The following is a 17,825-nucleotide window of genomic DNA, read 5'->3' on the forward strand; positions in this document are numbered from 1 at the left end:
ATGCTTTTGTTAAAATAAAGGCATCACGAACGATTCATGACTTATATAGCGGAAAGGGTTGTCATCATGGAACTATTCATTGCGGTACTTGCACTACTCGGACTGATCGGTCTATCTAACGTGTTGAACCGGTTTGTCCCTTTTATTCCCGTTCCGCTTATTCAGATTGCACTGGGAGTAGCTGTAGCCCTGCTACCAGCAGGTGTACATCTACCATTGAATCCGGAATTGTTTTTTGTGCTATTTATTGCACCCTTATTGTATAACGATGGAAAAAGAACGCCAAGGAACGAACTATGGAATCTGCGAGCGCCGATTCTTTTGCTTGCACTGGGACTGGTATTTGTTACGGTTGCTGTTGCCGGATATGCCATACACTGGCTGATTCCGACCATTCCACTTCCTGCCGCATTTGCGCTTGCGGCCATTCTTTCCCCGACAGATGCAGTTGCTGTAGGTGCTATGGCCGGACGTGTACATCTGCCCAAAAGTATACATAGACTTCTTGAAGGAGAAGCATTAATGAATGATGCTTCGGGCCTGGTTGCATTTAAATTTGCTATTGCAGCTACGGTTACGGGTGTTTTCTCACTCACTCAAGCCACATTCAGTTTCATTATCATTGCCGTAGGAGGTCTGCTTGCTGGTGCGCTCATGTCTTTTTTGTTTATTCGGCTCGGGGTATGGATTCGCAGACTGGGCATGGAAGATGTAACGATTCATATGTTGCTTCAGATTCTGACTCCATTCGTCATCTACCTCTTGAGTGAAGAAATCGGGGTCTCCGGCATTCTGGCCGTGGTTGCAGGCGGGATCATTCATACGATTGAGCGTGACCGGGCAGAATCGGTTCAGATTAAGATGCAAGTGGTGTCTGCGAGCACTTGGTCTGTTATTTTATTTATATTGAATGGTCTGGTGTTTGTCATTCTCGGCGTGCAGGTTCCCGATGTGCTTAGTAAGATCTTTGTTAACGTATCATTCAATAACTTCGAGGTGCTGGGTTATGTACTGATCATCTCCGTTCTACTTGTGTTGTTACGTTTCTTGTGGATTTATCTGTTCTGGAAAGTCAATGAATGGCTACGTGCGAAGTCCGCTATTGGCAAACCACGCTTCAAGGAGATTACTATTCTCTCTCTATCGGGAGTAAGAGGTGCAGTGACACTGGCTGGAGCATTTTCGATTCCATTTGTGCTTCAGGACGGGTCGCCTTTTCCCGAACGTGATTTAATTATTTTTCTGGCGGCTGGTGTTATTTTGTTCTCTCTGATTGCGGCGAGCGCGTTGTTACCTGTGTTAGCCAAGGAAGAGGGGAAATCCTCCGATGAAAATACACCTCAGAAATCTGAACGCAGAGCACAGGACATTATGCTGAATGCCGCTATTCGAGCAGTCAAGTCTGAAATGAACGATGAAAATAAAGCTGCCGCACTGGCCGTTGTGTCTGACCTGTCCAAATATATTAAACAGGCGACAGGGCAGTTTACAGCAGATAATCGTAAAGCAATGCAGAAGCAGGAAACAGCGATCAATCTAATTGCTACACGGGCTGAGCGCAAAGAGATTGAAGTGATGATGGATGAAAATGCCCTTGGGCCTGAAGCGGCTTTCAAATGTGATAACTGGCTGGATCGTAAGGAGATGATGCTCTCCAACCGGACGAACACTCAACTGCTGGCGTCGCTCAATGAGATTGGACGAATGCTGGGTCAACTGTTCACCAACCGTTCCAGCAAACCAGATCAGCCCTTTATGCTTGAAAATGCCGAACTGTTCCGCAAGGTGAAGCTACGCACCTCTCAGGCAGCAATCAAAGCCATCCGGGCACATATGAATGACTCCAATCGTGTGGCGGCTCTCGCGGTTATTTCTAAATATGAACGGGTGATCGCAAAGTTACGCGCATGGAATCAGGATAAGACGACGGAAGATCCGTTCAATCAGGATAAACTGGAACTTCAGATGGTAGCCATTCAGGAGCAACGTAATACAATACAACAGCTGTATGAGAATGGAGAGATCACACGCGATGTTGCAGCCAGATTACGTCGTTATATCAATGATGTAGAGGCAACAGCTCTTAAAAACGATTAATGGATTATTCATGAGTTCGCATGAATCGGGCAATGCTAACGTAGAGTTTGACGTATGAAATTCAAAGTGAGGATATGACATGAACCTGAAAGCTACCCGATTCATCGCATTGTTCGTACTGACTGGAACAATCCTTGGCAGTTCGACAAGTTGGGCGTATGCCAAGCCAGTGCAGAAGAACCGTCAGTATTATGAAGAACGGGGAGAGATCGTATGGGAAGTCCCCACGCAGGACAAACTGATCGCTCTGACTTTTGATGATGGACCAGACCCTGTTCAGACACCGCAGATTTTAGCTTTGCTCAAACAGTATCATGCGAAGGGAACTTTTTTTGTACTCGGCAAATGGGCAGAGAAATTTCCTGACATCGTCATGCAGGAGCAACGTGAAGGACATGAGATCGCAAATCATACATTTGCACACACGTATGCGGTTCGTTCAACAACAGCGGACAAGTACTTGAAAGACATGCAAGCGGCAGAAGCTTCGATTGTAAATGCTGGTGCGGAGCGCCCACTGTTGTTCAGACCTCCTGGGGGGTATTATAACGATATGGTGATTCAGGCGGCGAAGCAGAAGGGCTATACGATCGTATTATGGTCTTGGCATCAGGATACTCGAGACTGGGCTCTACCTGGTGTATCAGCGATTACAAACAAAGTATTAAATAATGCTCGTAATGGAGACATCGTTTTGTTTCATGACAAAGTGGAAAGTAAATCCCATACGATTGATGCTCTTCGAATGATTTTGCCCAAACTGCAGGAAAAGGGTTATCAATTTGTTACCGTATCTGAACTTCTGGCTGTGAAAGCTCGTGAAGCTGCCAAGGGCGGGGTGTCGTCCTCATTACCATGAAAGCATCCGTAGTGCAGGCGATTGAGAGCGATTGAAAGATTCATCTGTAAAACCAGCTGCACCTAGAATGTGTTGGAAAGTAAGATTTTTTTAGTAAGTCTAAGCTAATCACAGCCGCAATCAAGCTGAACCAATGATGCTTTGCGGCTGTTTGTCGTGAAGTTATTCATTGAACCTCGGTTTGGCGGGTATGCTGCAAATTGATTGGAAATAAGTTCTAGGCTTTTGTTTTACAATCGAAACGTCTACAATAGAAAAGTCTTTATATCAGACAGTATTATGTTAATAGAGAAGGTGAACAAGTTGAATGGACAAAAAAGAGCTGACATCAGACCTGGTTTAGAGGTCGATATCGTACTGAAACAGGATCAATCCAGTGGCAAACTTACGAGAGGAATCGTCAAGGATCTGTTAACCAAGTCTCCTTCACATCCTCATGGAATCAAGGTGAGATTGACAAACGGTCAAGTGGGGCGAGTGAAACAAGTAATTTCTGCAGGAAATCATCCGCAATGATTGTGAACGGGAGGCTGGATACAACCGAAAAAGTAATGACGCACCTGTCGGTTGGCAATCAACAGCAACAAGATGCTTACCGTGTGTTGCACGAGAGCGGACTACTTTTCATGCTTTCTGCCCACGCTGCGTTCCCTGCGGGGACGGTACCGATTGACGTGCATCTTCCTGATAGTGATCTGGACATCCTGTGTTATTCAGAAGATCTGAACGCTTTCCAAGTTAAGATGGCTAGGCAACTAGAGAGCATTGCGGTGAACGGAAGGACAGAGTGGACGTTCGGAGATCATGCCTCAGGTCAGAACGTATATGTCACATGTAAACTGAGCTTGGGAGTATGGCCTGTTGAAATATTTGCCCAAGCAACTCCTGTCGATCAGCAGAATGCCTACTTACATATGCAGGTCGAATGGAGTTTGTTGCAGTTATGGGGAGAGGTAGGGCAACGCGAGATTCGCAGACTTAAGCAAGCAGGGTGGAAAACAGAGCCTGCCTTCGCCCATGTACTAGGGTTAGAGGGTGATCCTTACATAGCAATGAGAGATCTAGCCAGCCTGCAGAAACCGGAGCTGTGGGACTTTGCCAGATCACGCGTCACATTTAAATAAGAAAGATCGCTACAATTGTAGTTACTGTTAATCCGATGATAACCGGTTTCAGATTACGCCTCGCAAGTTCAAACGGGCTGACCCCGCAAATTGCGGCAGCCGGAATTAATGCCCACGGAATCAACGTTCCGCCGCCAACCCAGATTGCGGCTACTTGGCCCAGTGCGGTAAGTACCGGAGCCGAGTTTGTCGTACCTGCAAACATGGCAGCAATGGAACCTACGAGGGAAATTCCCGAAAAACCAGAGCCATCCAGACCGGTTACAGCTCCAGTGACGGTCATCGTAATCGCCCCGACGGTTCCATTCATTGGTACAATCCCCGCAAATGCAACGCCAAGATCATTGACGATCCCGTGTGAGCCTTCAGGAAGTGGATTCATAAATAACTCCGTTATAGCAGCATCCCCGAGATAAAAGAATGCGGCAATCGGAATGACCGGACCAAATACTTTGAATCCGAACTGGAATCCTTCGATAAGATAATTAGTCGTTTCCTCTGATCCGTTATGGCGGTGGGCGGCAATGGAAACAGCAATCAGAATTACGACGGCGGTTCCCCCGATTAGTGCCGTTGCATCCCCGCCCTGAAGGTTCAGCACAAACATCAGTACGACATCCAGTGCGAATAACAACGGAATGAGAACAGCAAATATTTTTCTCAGACGAAGAGGCATTGTCGGGACTGGTGCAGACTCATTTGGTTCTGACTGTGACTCAGACGCCGGCTGCTGCCGTGGAGCAAACTCCTGTTCCTTCCATTCGGGGGTCTTCATTTCTTTGCGAAGCATCCAGAAGGCGGTAAGAGTAGATACCATGCCCATGATTATGACGAGAGGAACACTGGCAACCATCACTGACGTAACAGGAAGACCAGCTGCGTCCGCAGTAAGTTTGGGAGCTCCTTGGATAATGTAATCCCCTGACAAGGCAATGCCATGCCCAAACAGGTTCATTGCAATGGCGGCTCCAATCGGAGGTAAACCTACGCGAACCGCTACCGGCAAAAGTACTGCTCCAATCAAGGCTACTGCAGGAGATGGCCAGAAAAATAAAGATACGACCATCATGATAAGTCCAATGCCCCAGTATGCAGCTTGAGGCGTGCGAATAAATCGGGTGAGCGGTGTGACCATGATTTCATTAATACCTGTGCGGATCAGAACACGGCTCATCGCCACGATAATTGAGATGATAAAGATTGTACTTAACAATTCCTTCGTTGCGTAGATAAAACTGTTAAAAACCCCGGTGACGGAGCCACTTAATGTTTCAGTTGCCAGCAGTCCAATGGTCATAATGCCTGCGACACAGATAACGGTTGTATCTTTGCGCCGAATCATGACAGCGATAATCAGGACAATAAATGCCAGATACACATAATGCAATGGGACAAGTTGAATATTCATCATGATGACAGCCTCCTGCATCCCTGGTCATCGATCCTGGGAGTGCTATATCCTATGCATGTCAAGCCTAGGTGTTCGTGGAGATGGCAGCAGGATTTTTTTTACATCCAGAGAATTATATGAGTGAAACGAGCAAACACACGACAGGGGACTATGACTATAGCAAGTCACGATAACACACATCAGCGGGTCACCGAACCTGATAGACAACGGCAAACCGAGGTGATTACAATATACATGCCATCTTCAGGTAGAAATTAGAAAAAATTCAGCCAGCCTGAATCAAAAGGACGTTAATGTATGAACTTGATCCGTTCATTACGCTTTAAATTTATTGTGGGACTTACGTTAATCATGCTACCGCTGTTTATGCTGTTGTACTATAACAATGTGTATGCCATGAAGGTCGTACGTGATAAGGTATCCCTCACCAATATGAATCATTTGGCCAAAAACGTGGAACAAAATGAGCGTGTATTACAGGAAACCAATCGATATTTATACAGCTTGGGTGAGCGTGACCCTGATATTATCTCGCTGTTTTTTCTTGAATATGGAAGCGGAGATTACATCATTGCCAAGCAGCGAATCATGAACAAGTTTATGACCGATATCGGTTTCTATAATCTTATCGATTCTTTTTATTTGTATGATGCGGTGAATGATGACCTGTTGCTGGCAACCGCGGGCAATTATGATATTAAAAAATCGGTGGTACAGCGCAATATGCCTGCACAGATGCGGCAGCTCGAAGGGGATATCCAAAGGCCGGAATGGAGCATCGTCCGCGGAGGATCATTTAATGCACTTGTGAAAACGGTACGTATCAACCAGCAGTTCTATGCTGGCGCACTGGTCGATATGAATGCGCTGAATGACACACAACAGTTTGCTGAATCAGGTGACAGAGGTGGAGCGGTGATCGTTACACCTGATGGCAGAGCATTATCTGATTCTACGTTAAATAAGAGGCAGATCAAGCTGGTCGGCGATCATTTGACCGATTTGGAGAGTCCGTATCAGGTCATCTCGGAGCCGGATAGCGCTGCTCGTCAGTATTTAATGGTGGGCATTCCCTCAGCCATGTCGGATATGAATTATATCGTCTTGTTGCCGGAGGAAGATATGATGCGTAACCTGCCGTTTTTCCAACAGATCATCAGGCTACTTCCGATCGGGGCGGCCGTTATTTTGATCACAGCACTTTTCTTCCTAAGACAGCTTCTGTTCCGTCCAATGAATGCGCTTATTCGGGGAATGAGAAGGGTTAGCCGAGGGGAACTCGATGTAACGCTGGAGGCACCGTCTTCGTCTGAACTGGAGTTTGTAACACGTAGCTTCAATCAGATGATTCAGGAAATTCAACATTTGAAGATCGATGTATATGAAGAGCAACTGCGTACGCGAGAGGCGGAGTTCAAGCAATTGCAGATGCAGATTAATCCTCACTTTTATCTGAATTCCCTGAATATTATTCATAGCCTCGCTTCCTTGCAAAAACATGAACTGGTGCAACAGATGGCTGGTCATCTGGCTGATTATTTCAGATCCAGCTTAAGGGCTGGCAAACGAGTGATCACGCTAAACGAAGAGATGGAGCACATTCGGCATTATCTTGAAATTCAGAAGTTAAGGTTCCCGAGCAAGCTGGATTTCGAACTGGATATCGATCCAGAGGTGGGACATGTTGTGCTTCCGCCGCTGACGATTCAGCCTTTTGTCGAAAATGCAATTATCCATGGTTTTCAACGCAGAATGCAGTCATTTGTGATTCGGATTACCGCACGTCTGACGGAAACGTCCAGTAGTCAGGCCGGAGATGGTATGCTCCTGCTACAGATTGTGGACAACGGGGTCGGGTTCAAGCCCGTGCTACTAGAACAACTACAACGGGGAGAATATGCCAAAGATCCCGGGGGGCAACACATCGGGATATGGAATGTTGCACATCGGTTACTGGTGAAGTATGGTCCGGAGGCTGGGTTAACGTTTGAAAATAGGGTAGACGGAGGCGCTGCAGTAAGCATTTATTTGCCTGCTCAGACCGAGGAGCAAGAAGGAGGAAATCATGCGGAACCTGTTGATCGTGGATGATGAAGTGTATGCCCTGCAAGCCATGCTGGAGGGAGTGGACTGGAATGCAGCCGGAATTGACCAGGTATTCGGTGCATGTGATGTGGAGGAAGCCCGGCAGGTCATCCGAACCCATGCTATCGACATTCTGATTTGCGACATCGAGATGCCCGGGGAAACCGGGCTCGACCTGCAGAGCTGGGTATTGAAGCATGACCCTGGCATTCTGACGATTTTTTTGACAGGTCATGCGCTCTTCGATTATGCCCAGACCGCCATCAAACTGAATAGTTTTGATTATCTGTTGAAACCTGCTCCCGCAGACCAACTGCTCAAAGTAGTTACAAGAGCATTGGAGAAGATTAGAGACGGAGAGCAACGCACACGAACGAACGAAGTTTACGAAACCGTATACAAACGCTGGAAAACCCATAAACCACTCCTGACGGAACGTTTCTGGAAGGACGCAGTATCTCAGCGAAGTGCACTTACTCCACAACGGCTGCAAAAACTTGCCGAACTGTACGGTGCAGAGATTGATCCCGAGGTTCGTGTACTGCCCATCGTAATCTCCGTTGAAGAGTGGGTACGTGAATTTAATCTGCGCGATGAAGAGGTACTGGAATATGCTCTACGCAATGCAGCGAGAGAAATATTACTCGGAGAGAAACCGGGTGAAGTGTTCCAGGATCACAGTGGCTTAAATATAGTGCTAGCCTATGAGCAAGATGATGTCATCCTTGCAGCTAGTGAAGCGGAGCAACGTTGTCAGCGTTACATTCAGGAGTGCGGCACATACTTCTACTGCCGGCTATCCTGTTATGTAGGTGCACCGGTAGCTGTAACAGAATTGCAAGGCATGTTGAATGAACTCATGGACATGGAGCGCCGCAACATTAAAGAGCTCGAAGAGGTTTTTGTGTATGATGAGCGGGATCGGGATCAGGAGGATCGGTTTTTGCCTATCCCGTGGTTCTCAGAGCTGTCTATCCTTTTTGAAACCGGCAAGGTAGAAGATTTGCGTGAACGTGTGGATGAAATTTTTGATTTACTTGCTGCCCAGGATGGGTTATCTCCAGAGATGTTACGGCTCTATTATCATGCGATGTTGCACGTTGTCTATCCGCTTCTGCACCAGAAAAATGTATCCATCCGCAGCTTGTACCCCGGAGAACGGGAGCCGGAAGAAGCCGTAGTCACGAGGTCATTACCGCAGTTGAAACAATGGACTCTGGATCTCATAGATCGTGTCATTCCCGTGTTGTACCCGGATGATCAGAACCCGATGTCGATTGTAGATCAGTTATGTATCTATATTGAAAACCACATTGGAGAAGAACTGATGCGGGAGGAACTGGCTGCTTTTGCTGGATTTAACCCGGCATATTTATCACGTTTGTTCCGTAAAGAAAAGGGCATGTCTCTGTCCGAGTTTATCCTTCAGCGCAGAGTGGCCATGGCGAAAACGTTGTTATCTCAATCCACCGTCAAGGTAACGGATATTGCGGGTAAGGTCGGATACTATAATTACTCTCATTTTACGAAAATGTTCAAAAAATGTACCGGCATTACACCACAGGAGTTTCGCAAACAATCCAGAACCATGTAATCAGGCGCAGCATGCTGCGCTTTTTGTTTGTTTTTTATGGCATCAAAGTCATAATTTGATAACTGAATAGGTCACCACAGCAGATAGAGGACTTGATCGCCCCGCCGTATACTTGAACCACAGGAGGCGCACGGAGCTTCATCCTGAGGAAGAATTCAAGAGGAGTGAGGGAGAACACGTTATGAAGACACAACCCCAAGCGGGTAAGGGCGTACGGATATCGGAGATACCGGAAGGCACGGTTCGAAAGCGCAAGTCCGTGTTGTACAATCTTGGCAAGTACAAGGTGCTTTACCTGATGTTTTTGCCAGGCATTCTGTTTCTGCTGGTAAACAATTATATGCCGATGTTCGGCGTTCTGATCGCATTCAAAAATGTAAACTACGCGGATGGAATCTGGGGAAGCCCGTGGAGCGGGTGGGACAATTTTAAATACCTGTTCTCGACCAGCGATGCATGGGAAATTACGCGAAATACCCTTGCATACAACACCGTGTTTATTGCACTCAATCTTACTGTCGGTGTAGGTCTCGCCATTTTGCTTAACGAAGTTAAAAACAAAGCGATGTCCAAACTGTATCAGTCGCTGATGTTGTTACCTTATTTTCTATCGATGATCGTGGTCAGTTATCTCGTTTTGGCTTTCCTCGGCAAGGACTCGGGATTCATGAACTCAACCATACTGCAAATGTTCGGAGGACAGCCGATTGACTGGTACTCGGAACCGAAGTATTGGCCGTACATCTTGCCGCTTGTGAATACGTGGAAAAATATCGGCTATTATGCCGTCATTTATCTAGCCGCTGTTGTGGGCATTGATGAAGAATATTATGAAGCGGCTGTGCTGGATGGTGCATCGAAGTGGCATCAGATTCGTTTTATCACCATTCCGTTTTTGATCCCGTTGATTGTCATTATGACATTGCTTCAGATTGGCCGGATCTTCTATGCAGACTTCAGCTTGTTCTATCAGGTTCCGCTGGAATCGGGCGCGTTGTTCCCTGTAACCAACGTTCTTGATACGTATGTATATCGGACATTCCTCATTGGTGGAGACATCGGGATGTCATCTGCGGCAGGTCTATATCAAGCGATTGTCGGATTTGTACTGGTGCTGGTGTCCAATACCATTGTCAGACGGATTGACAAAGATAATGCACTATTTTGAGAGGAGGCAAGTCAGTTGTGAAAACACGTGATCCATTAGCTGTATCCAAGCGTTCTGCTGCTGTCATTCATTTCATGTTTTTATTCTATGCCATTGCCTGCATCGTGCCGATCATACTGGTCTTCGCCATCTCTTTCTCGGACGAGACAACGGTTATTGCGAATGGCTACAAGCTTATACCGGAGCAATTCAGCCTCACGGCCTATGAATTCCTCTTTAAAGATATGGATCAGATCATTCACTCGTATGGAATTTCTATCATTGTAACGGTTGTTGGTACGATTACGAGTGTTGCGCTGACCGCATTATATGCTTATCCACTATCACGAAGAGATCTGCCATACCGAGGCTGGTTCGCCTTTTTCATCTTCTTCACGATGTTGTTTAACGGTGGACTTGTTCCCTGGTATCTGGTTTATGTCAACGTGCTGGATTTGAAAAACTCGATTTTTGCTTTGATCCTGCCGTTACTCTTATCACCGTTTTTTGTACTTGTTATGCGCACCTTCTTTGCGAACTCCATTCCGGTATCCATTCTGGAATCAGCTCGTATTGATGGAGCAGGTGAATTGAAAACGTTTTTGCGAATCGTACTGCCGCTTTCATTGCCGGTTATGGCAACCGTGGCGCTGTTCAGTACGCTGAACTACTGGAATGACTGGTATCTTAGTATGATTTTTATTTCGGATAACCGGACGATCAGCCTTCAGTACCTTATGTACCGGACGCTGCTCGATATTCAATATTTAACAACCAACTCTAACGTTTCTTCACAGATCTCATCGCAGGGCGGACTTCTCAATCTGCCAAACAAAACGTTGCAAATGGCGATGGCTGTCGTCGGTATCGGTCCAATCGTACTGGCGTACCCGTTCTTTCAGCGTTACTTCATCAAAGGTCTGACAGTAGGTGCTGTGAAAGGATAACTCCGGGCCGGTTAGGGAGGGAGTATGGTCAACCGCAGATAGACGAAAGGGCATATACAGAAAGCTTGCCGTTTATGAGGAATTGGGGAAGAACGGTAAACGTGTGGAAGACAAGGGTCCATTATATGAACAGGAGGGGTTCAATTGGTTCAATCGTTAAAAGTATGGTCACGTATGACGGCGGCGGCCATGGCACTGGCACTGGTGCTTGCAGGCTGTTCGTCAGACAAGGGAAACTCTGCAACACCTGGTGCTGAGGGCAGTACGCCGAACACAAATAATGAAAAGCCTTATGAGGTTTCCTTGTTCTATCCGGGAACACCTCAGAAAGATGTCGCTCTTGTGGAAGCAGAAATTAATAAAAAGATGGAGCCCAAGATCGGAGCAACCATCAAAATTAATGCTGTGGACTGGGGACAGTGGGATAACAAGCTGAACCTGATGATCTCATCAGGGGAAAAAGCAGACATTATCTTTACCGCAGCTTGGCAGAACTACACGGTAAACGTGGCGAAGGGCGCATTCCTGCCGCTGAATGAACTGCTTGATAAATACGGTCAGGATATCAAGAAAAATCTGGACCCTGCTTTCCTGGAAGGTTCCCAGGTAGATGGCGTGAACTATGGTGTACCAACGAACAAGGAGCTTGCTGCCACACGTGGCGTGCTGGTGCGCAAGGATCTGGCTGATAAATACAAACTGGACCTGACAACAGTTAAAACATGGGCTGATCTGGAACCACTGCTCAAAACAATTAAAGAGAACGAACCGTCTGTTACTCCGTTCTACATGTCCAATACGAATGGTAATGGACTCTTGGAAAATCTGGATTGGGATTACCTCGGTGATGCATCTGTACCTGGCGTAATCTCTAAGACCGCAGGAGAGACTACCGTTTTGAACGAGGTGGAAACACCGGAATTCAAAGAAGCAGCCGAACTTGCACGTAAATGGTATCAAGCGGGTTACATCAACAGTGATGCAGCTACGTCCAATGTATTCCCGAAAGATCAGGCGAAAGCCGGTAAAGCCTTCATGTGGACGGATGGTATGAAGCCAGGTAAAGACAAGGAAGAGGAAGGTTATGTAGGACATCCGCTCACGCAAATTGAGATGACCAGTCCAACGATTACAACTGGGGATGCCTCTGGTGCAATGCTTGCGATCTCCCGTTCTTCCGAACAACCGGAGAAAGCAATGCAAGTCATTAATTTGTTACACTCTGACAAAGAAATTAACAATTTGCTCAACTTCGGTATTGAAGGCAAACACTATGTAAAAGTAGAAGGTCAAGAGAACATCATTAAGTTGCCTGACGGCGTAGATGCAAACAGCCGTACCTACAATCCAGGTGCACAATGGCAACTGGGTAACCAGTTCCTGAACTATCTGTGGGATAACGAAGATCCACAGAAATGGGAAAAGTTCAAAGAGTTTAACGCAAAAGGTGTAAAATCTCCTGCCCTTGGTTTCACGTTTAACAGTCAGTCGGTTAAAAACGAAATTGCGGCTGTAAATAACGTCAACAAACAATTTAAGCCGGGAATGACTTCGGGTGCCGTTGATCCGAATGAAATGATTCCGAAGTATTTGGAAAAATTGAAAGCAGCAGGCATCGATAAGATTATCGCAGCCAAACAAGAGCAACTGGATGCATTTTTGGCTCAAAAATAATAAAAGAGCCGTCCTGAGAGATCGCATGATTCCATCATCCAATGCATCTCATCAGGCAGGACTCCAAAAAGGGATGTTATCGGTAAAAACCGATAACTCCTTTTTTTGTGTCTGGATCGTTAATCAAAAATAGGAAAAATATGATATAATCAGGTGGTTGATTAGGAGGTGCTTTCGTGTCGAGAACCAGGCTTGTGTTCTCAGGGGGATTATTGCTGTTTGCCATCATCTTTACCTTTAAACATCATCTCGGTTTCTCAGTAGGGGATTCGCTGTTATTATTCATTGGTATTTCTCCGTATACCACATCCTATTTAAGTGGTGTACACATCACGATGTACTTTGGACTTGGAATGCTTGCCTGTGGATATTATCTTACGCGTAAAGAGATCATGTGTACGTTTCCACTTGTGGCAAAAACGTTATGGATTGCTGTTTTGGCTATCATACTCTGTTATTCATTTATGACAGACAAGTTGATGTACGTGGTGAAATGGGGAGCAACAGGTATGAATAGCATATCTTACATGCAGAATGACAGCTCATGCACCTATGATGTGTCATCTAATGGATATGCCTTGGCAACCTGTGAATTGACGCTGAAAAATTACAGTAACTCTGCGGTTGCTGTAATGGTTAAACCTGATTTGTATGGAAGCTATTCAAATCAGGATGATCCGCTGTCCGAATCATTACAGTCGGTTCATCTAGAGGCGAGACCGATTCGGATTGAGCCGAGGAAGACATTCACGGGTACACTTGAATTTTCAGGTGTGGCGGAAAGCCCGCTCGAAGTGAGGGGCAGATTGAAGGATATTGTATTAGATGTGGAAGTCGATGGAAGAAATACGGTTTTTGATTATGACATTCCTTAGTTCGTGATAAACAGACTCTAGTTTCAAGTACATAACATATATAATGAATCACTTGCAGAAGGAAAACATAAAAAAACAAGCTTTGCTTATACGGACGGAACCGGCAGATATGCCGGTTTTTTTCGTGAACAGAAGTTGAATTTAGTGCTGATAAATTGGTTTTATCTCCTTTTTCATAGGGGCTTTAACGCTTAAAATGGATAGTGGGGCACTCTATTGATTTGGTTTGCCCTCGTTCAAGAAATAGATTGTATTTACAACCAATTTGATTACAATTAATGTCACGATATAAGTTAACTCTTTTTTACACGTTAACGGAGAGGACAGAAAAAACCTGGAAAAGCGAAGCGGTCGCCTTTATCACCGGATTTCCCCTTTTTTAAAAAGGAATCAAAAAATCTGGGGATAACAGCGAATGGAAGGTTATTCTGTCATCGGAGTGGATTGAATCGTTAGTTCCACTTCTATAGTAAAAGTAAAAAAACAAATAAAGCGAGATGAAACTTCCATGTCATACCGGACAAATCTGTTTTCAAAGATGGTCATTTTAATTCTGATCATGCTTATTCCCGTTGTGCTCCTGTACTGGTATTCCAATCATAAAACAACAGCCGTACTAAGGACTGAGCTTAATCGTTCGAACAGCAATCAGCTTGAATTTTTCCAGAATCAGGTCAATACCCATATTGAATTATTATCGTCTTGGCCGAACCTGCTGATTCATGACCCCGATATTGCAAGCTTTCGGCGCATATTTGCGGAGAGCCGTTATTTTGATCTGGATGCCATCAATCTCGTCAAGCGAATCCAGAACAAGCTGAGTATCCAGGAAAGCTCTTCTAACTGGGAGACCAAATTATATCTGTACTCTCCATCGCTTGGCAGGGTGATCTCGGAACGGGATGCCCGTACTTATGACAAGCAGGCTTTAAAAGAAAGCCTCATCTCTGGCTGGGATGTGCACAAGATTAAGGACGGGCAAAATGATCGGTTCAAATTCAGCTGGATTACGGTGTCACCTTATGGCATCGAGAATCCTGCGGAGAATGCAGAAACGATTATCAAGCTGGAGTTCGATAGCGATAATATCCGTGACATGCTCGATAAATTCAAAGGCGACGGCAGGCATGACCCGTTCTATTTTCGCGAAGGGACAGGGGTGATCTATAACCGGACATCAGATCGTACGTTAACTAATCAATTAATCAAAGAATTATCTAGCCATACACTGCAAGACATAGAAAATCGCACGATCGTCATTGGAAATGAGCCATACATGGTCAATTCTGTGAAATCAAGTACAACCGGCTGGTATTTGGTTGATTACATGCCGCTTTCAGATATTTTGAAACCGATTCACCAGTCGAATCAGCTGTTTTATTCTGCAATGATTTGTCTGCTGCTGATGAGTTGTATTGCGGCGTACTTGTTATATGTGCAAGTTCAAGTACCAGTAAAGCAACTGATTCGCGGTTTCCAGCGATTGAAGCAAGAAGATTATTCGGTTCGTATTGAGCCCAAAGGTCGAAATGAGTTCAGTTTTCTGTCTGAACGTTTTAATTCCATGGTGGAAAAGATTCAGCAGTTGTTTGAGCATGTATACCTTGAGCAAATCCATGTCCGGGAAGCACGCTTAAAGCAATTGCAGTCACAGATTAACCCGCATTTCTTCTATAATTGCTTTTCGTTCATTACGAGTATGGCGAAGCTGAAGCGAGTCGATGCCGTTGTGGCTATGTCGCATAATCTGTCGAGGTATTACAGGTACACCACAAGACAGGAGCGGGATGTTGTTCCGTTATCTGAAGAGATTGAATTTGTGACCAACTATCTTGAAATTCAACGTATGCGTATGGAACGTATCCACTACACGCTGGACCTGCCAGAAGATATGTTGCGGATTGAAGTGCCTCCGCTAATCGTACAACCTCTGGTTGAAAATGCGGTCATCCATGGTATCGAAGCGGATGCAGAAGCCGGAGAGATCCGGGTGTCCGGTGAGCAACTAGACGGTACACTTTTTTTGATTGTCGAAGATGATGGTCAAGGAATGACGCAAGAAGAGCGAGAAGCGATGCTGATCAAACTTGCAGGTACGATGGATCAGGAGATGGGCTGCGGATTGTGGAACGTGAATCAGAGGTTACAACTCAGGTATGGAGGGAAGGGTGGCATTGAGCTGGCGGAATCAGAGCTCGGGGGAATTCGTGTGACCTTGTCATGGCCAGTGGAACAGCAACCTCTGCTGAAAGACAAAGAGTGAATATAAGGGACTAGGGAGTGACCACATTGATTGATATATTGCTTGTGGATGATGAAACATATGTAACAGAAAGTTTGGAGTTAACGATTCCTTGGGGGGAACTTGGAGTCACAACGGTGTTGCGTGCAGCATCGGGCAAGGAAGCGCTGGATATTATGGAAGAAAATGCAGTGGACATCGTCGTGACGGATATTCGCATGCCAGGTATGACAGGCCTTGATCTGATTTCGGAAGTAAACCGGCGCTGGCCTCATGTGCGCTGTATCCTGCTGACAGGTCACAGTGATTTTGATTATGCTAAAAAGGCAATTCAATTACAGGCGGCTGACTATATTTTAAAGCCTGTTAATGATGATGAGTTTATGAATTCGGTATCAGCGGCGATTACCTCTCTGCGGGATGAGTGGGATGAGTTCGACAAATATCATCGTCTGCTGTACAGTCGTAAATCCGATTACAAGATTCTGAGAGAGAATCTTATGCATGATTTGCTGCTTGGCCGAGAGGTTTCGTCGAAAGTGCTGCGCGAGCAATTAGAGCAATATGAGCTTCATATAGAGCCGGAACACCCTGCTGCGATGATGCTGATTCGTCTTGCTGGACGTTTTGCATCCATGGATCAGCAGTCCATTGATTTGATGGATTTTGCTGTTGGAAATATCGCCGAAGAAGTGCTCGGGGAGACCTATCATGTCTGGTTCAGCCGCGGGCCACATGATTGCTTGGTGATGTTCCTGCAGAACAGGGAACAGGCGGAAGAATCCCTGTTGGTTAACAGTCCATTACGTAATGTCGCCGAGACCTTCCGGGAGCATGTGGTGCGTTATCTTCAAGGAGATTTATCCATCGTTGTGACCCCTCCGTTTCCTTTTAAAGAACTCACCAACGTTTATCGAAAAAGCCTGGGTTCTCTTGTTCTTTCTGGACCGGAAGAACACAAGATCATCTATATGGATATGGAAAATACCATCAACAAGCGCCCCGAAAATGATGCGGCTCAGGCTCTTGAAGAGTTGTACAAGCCACCGGTACTGCCGCAGCTACTGGAGACCAAACAATGGGAGACAGCAGCCGCCAAGTTAAATGCCGTTTTTGATGCGGCGGATCAGGTTTGCTTGTCCAGAGAGTATGTGTATGAGATGTACTTGTCGGTTACCAATGCTTTTATGTACATCGCCCACAAACAGGGTCACTTGGTGCACGAGATCGACCATGCGGGGTTTGACTTGTTGCTGGCTCATCAATTGATCCAATCTCCAGAGAAGCTAAGGCGCTGGGCCATGGATATGCTGGCGAAGCTGCAGGAGGAATTGTCCGATCAGGAGGGGGCACAGAGTCGTAGACATGTCATTAAACAGGTGCAGGAACTGGTGACCAGAGACACCGGGCAAGACCTCTCCGTGAAGATGATTGCGGATAAAGTCTATTTACATCCGGTATACCTTTCGAAAATATATAAAGCAGAGACAGGCGAGGGCCTGGGAGATTATATGATTCGCATGCGCATGGAGCGGGCGTTGTATCTGCTTAAAAATACGAATAAAAAAATATATGAGATTACGAGTGAACTCGGATATCAAAATCCGCAATATTTCAGCAAAATGTTCAAAAAACATTATGGACTGACACCGAATGAGTTCCGGGATCAGGCATAAATACAACATCATTCGAGCATATAGGTTGGCAAAGGTGCAGAAATCTTGATTTCTTATCATAGGCTGATGTACCTGACCCGTCCTATAATGAAAG

At 45.8% G+C, this 17,825-nt stretch carries 13 protein-coding genes; 12 read left to right on the forward strand and 1 reads right to left on the reverse strand.

The annotated features are described in order from the left end of the window. Positions 1-66 precede the first annotated feature (66 nt). The 4 genes from MKY23_RS10330 to MKY23_RS10345 all read left to right on the forward strand — a co-directional run bounded on the left by MKY23_RS10330 (position 67) and on the right by MKY23_RS10345 (position 4,080). Positions 67-2,097 carry a Na+/H+ antiporter gene (locus MKY23_RS10330; protein ID WP_339837731.1) on the forward strand — a complete coding sequence of 677 codons (2,031 nt, stop codon included), beginning with the start codon at positions 67-69 and terminating at the stop codon, positions 2,095-2,097. Positions 2,098-2,176: 79 nt separating this feature from the next. Continuing rightward, a complete protein-coding gene (locus MKY23_RS10335) occupies positions 2,177-2,956 on the forward strand; it encodes a polysaccharide deacetylase family protein (RefSeq protein WP_154983971.1) in 780 nt (259 codons plus the stop codon). 303 nt (positions 2,957-3,259) lie between these two features. After that, positions 3,260-3,472 carry a YwbE family protein gene (locus MKY23_RS10340; RefSeq protein ID WP_090924399.1) on the forward strand — a complete coding sequence of 71 codons (213 nt, stop codon included), beginning with the start codon at positions 3,260-3,262 and terminating at the stop codon, positions 3,470-3,472. Further along, positions 3,469-4,080: a DUF4269 domain-containing protein gene (locus MKY23_RS10345; RefSeq protein WP_154983970.1), complete on the forward strand. Its 612-nt coding sequence runs from the start codon at positions 3,469-3,471 to the stop codon at positions 4,078-4,080. Before MKY23_RS10340 ends, MKY23_RS10345 begins: the two co-directional genes overlap by 4 nt. On the opposite strand, the gene MKY23_RS10350 is transcribed toward MKY23_RS10345, so the two are convergent. After that, the gene (locus tag MKY23_RS10350) at positions 4,073-5,488 is read right to left on the reverse strand and encodes a hypothetical protein (RefSeq protein WP_154984031.1); all 1,416 of its coding nucleotides are present in this window, start codon (positions 5,486-5,488) and stop codon (positions 4,073-4,075) included. The genes MKY23_RS10345 and MKY23_RS10350 overlap by 8 nt on opposite strands. Before the next feature lie 300 nt (positions 5,489-5,788). On the opposite strand from MKY23_RS10350, the gene MKY23_RS10355 reads away from it, so the two are divergent. The 8 genes from MKY23_RS10355 to MKY23_RS10390 all read left to right on the forward strand — a co-directional run bounded on the left by MKY23_RS10355 (position 5,789) and on the right by MKY23_RS10390 (position 17,731). Then, on the forward strand, positions 5,789-7,582 hold the full coding sequence (locus MKY23_RS10355) for a sensor histidine kinase (RefSeq protein ID WP_154983969.1): 1,794 nt from the start codon (positions 5,789-5,791) through the stop codon (positions 7,580-7,582). Beyond that, positions 7,557-9,170, forward strand: coding sequence for a helix-turn-helix domain-containing protein (locus MKY23_RS10360; protein WP_339837739.1), 1,614 nt, complete (start codon positions 7,557-7,559; stop codon positions 9,168-9,170). Before MKY23_RS10355 ends, MKY23_RS10360 begins: the two co-directional genes overlap by 26 nt. Before the next feature lie 181 nt (positions 9,171-9,351). Further along, positions 9,352-10,338: an ABC transporter permease subunit gene (locus MKY23_RS10365; RefSeq protein WP_186809556.1), complete on the forward strand. Its 987-nt coding sequence runs from the start codon at positions 9,352-9,354 to the stop codon at positions 10,336-10,338. A 17-nt stretch (positions 10,339-10,355) separates the two neighbouring features. Further along, positions 10,356-11,264, forward strand: coding sequence for a carbohydrate ABC transporter permease (locus MKY23_RS10370; RefSeq protein WP_145329543.1), 909 nt, complete (start codon positions 10,356-10,358; stop codon positions 11,262-11,264). Between the two features lie 144 nt (positions 11,265-11,408). Continuing rightward, the gene (locus MKY23_RS10375; RefSeq protein ID WP_154983967.1) at positions 11,409-12,938 is read left to right on the forward strand and encodes an ABC transporter substrate-binding protein; all 1,530 of its coding nucleotides are present in this window, start codon (positions 11,409-11,411) and stop codon (positions 12,936-12,938) included. 176 nt (positions 12,939-13,114) lie between these two features. Then, complete coding sequence (locus tag MKY23_RS10380; protein ID WP_154886482.1) at positions 13,115-13,813, forward strand: hypothetical protein; 699 nt, start codon at positions 13,115-13,117, stop codon at positions 13,811-13,813. Between the two features lie 538 nt (positions 13,814-14,351). After that, positions 14,352-16,076, forward strand: a complete 1,725-nt coding sequence (locus MKY23_RS10385) for a histidine kinase (protein ID WP_339837747.1) — start codon at positions 14,352-14,354, stop codon at positions 16,074-16,076. Between the two features lie 26 nt (positions 16,077-16,102). Then, positions 16,103-17,731, forward strand: a complete 1,629-nt coding sequence (locus MKY23_RS10390) for a response regulator (protein WP_339839361.1) — start codon at positions 16,103-16,105, stop codon at positions 17,729-17,731. Positions 17,732-17,825: the final 94 nt, after the last annotated feature.

The organism is Paenibacillus sp. FSL R7-0272 (assembly GCF_037969905.1).
In the GTDB taxonomy this organism is placed as follows: domain Bacteria; phylum Bacillota; class Bacilli; order Paenibacillales; family Paenibacillaceae; genus Paenibacillus; species Paenibacillus polysaccharolyticus.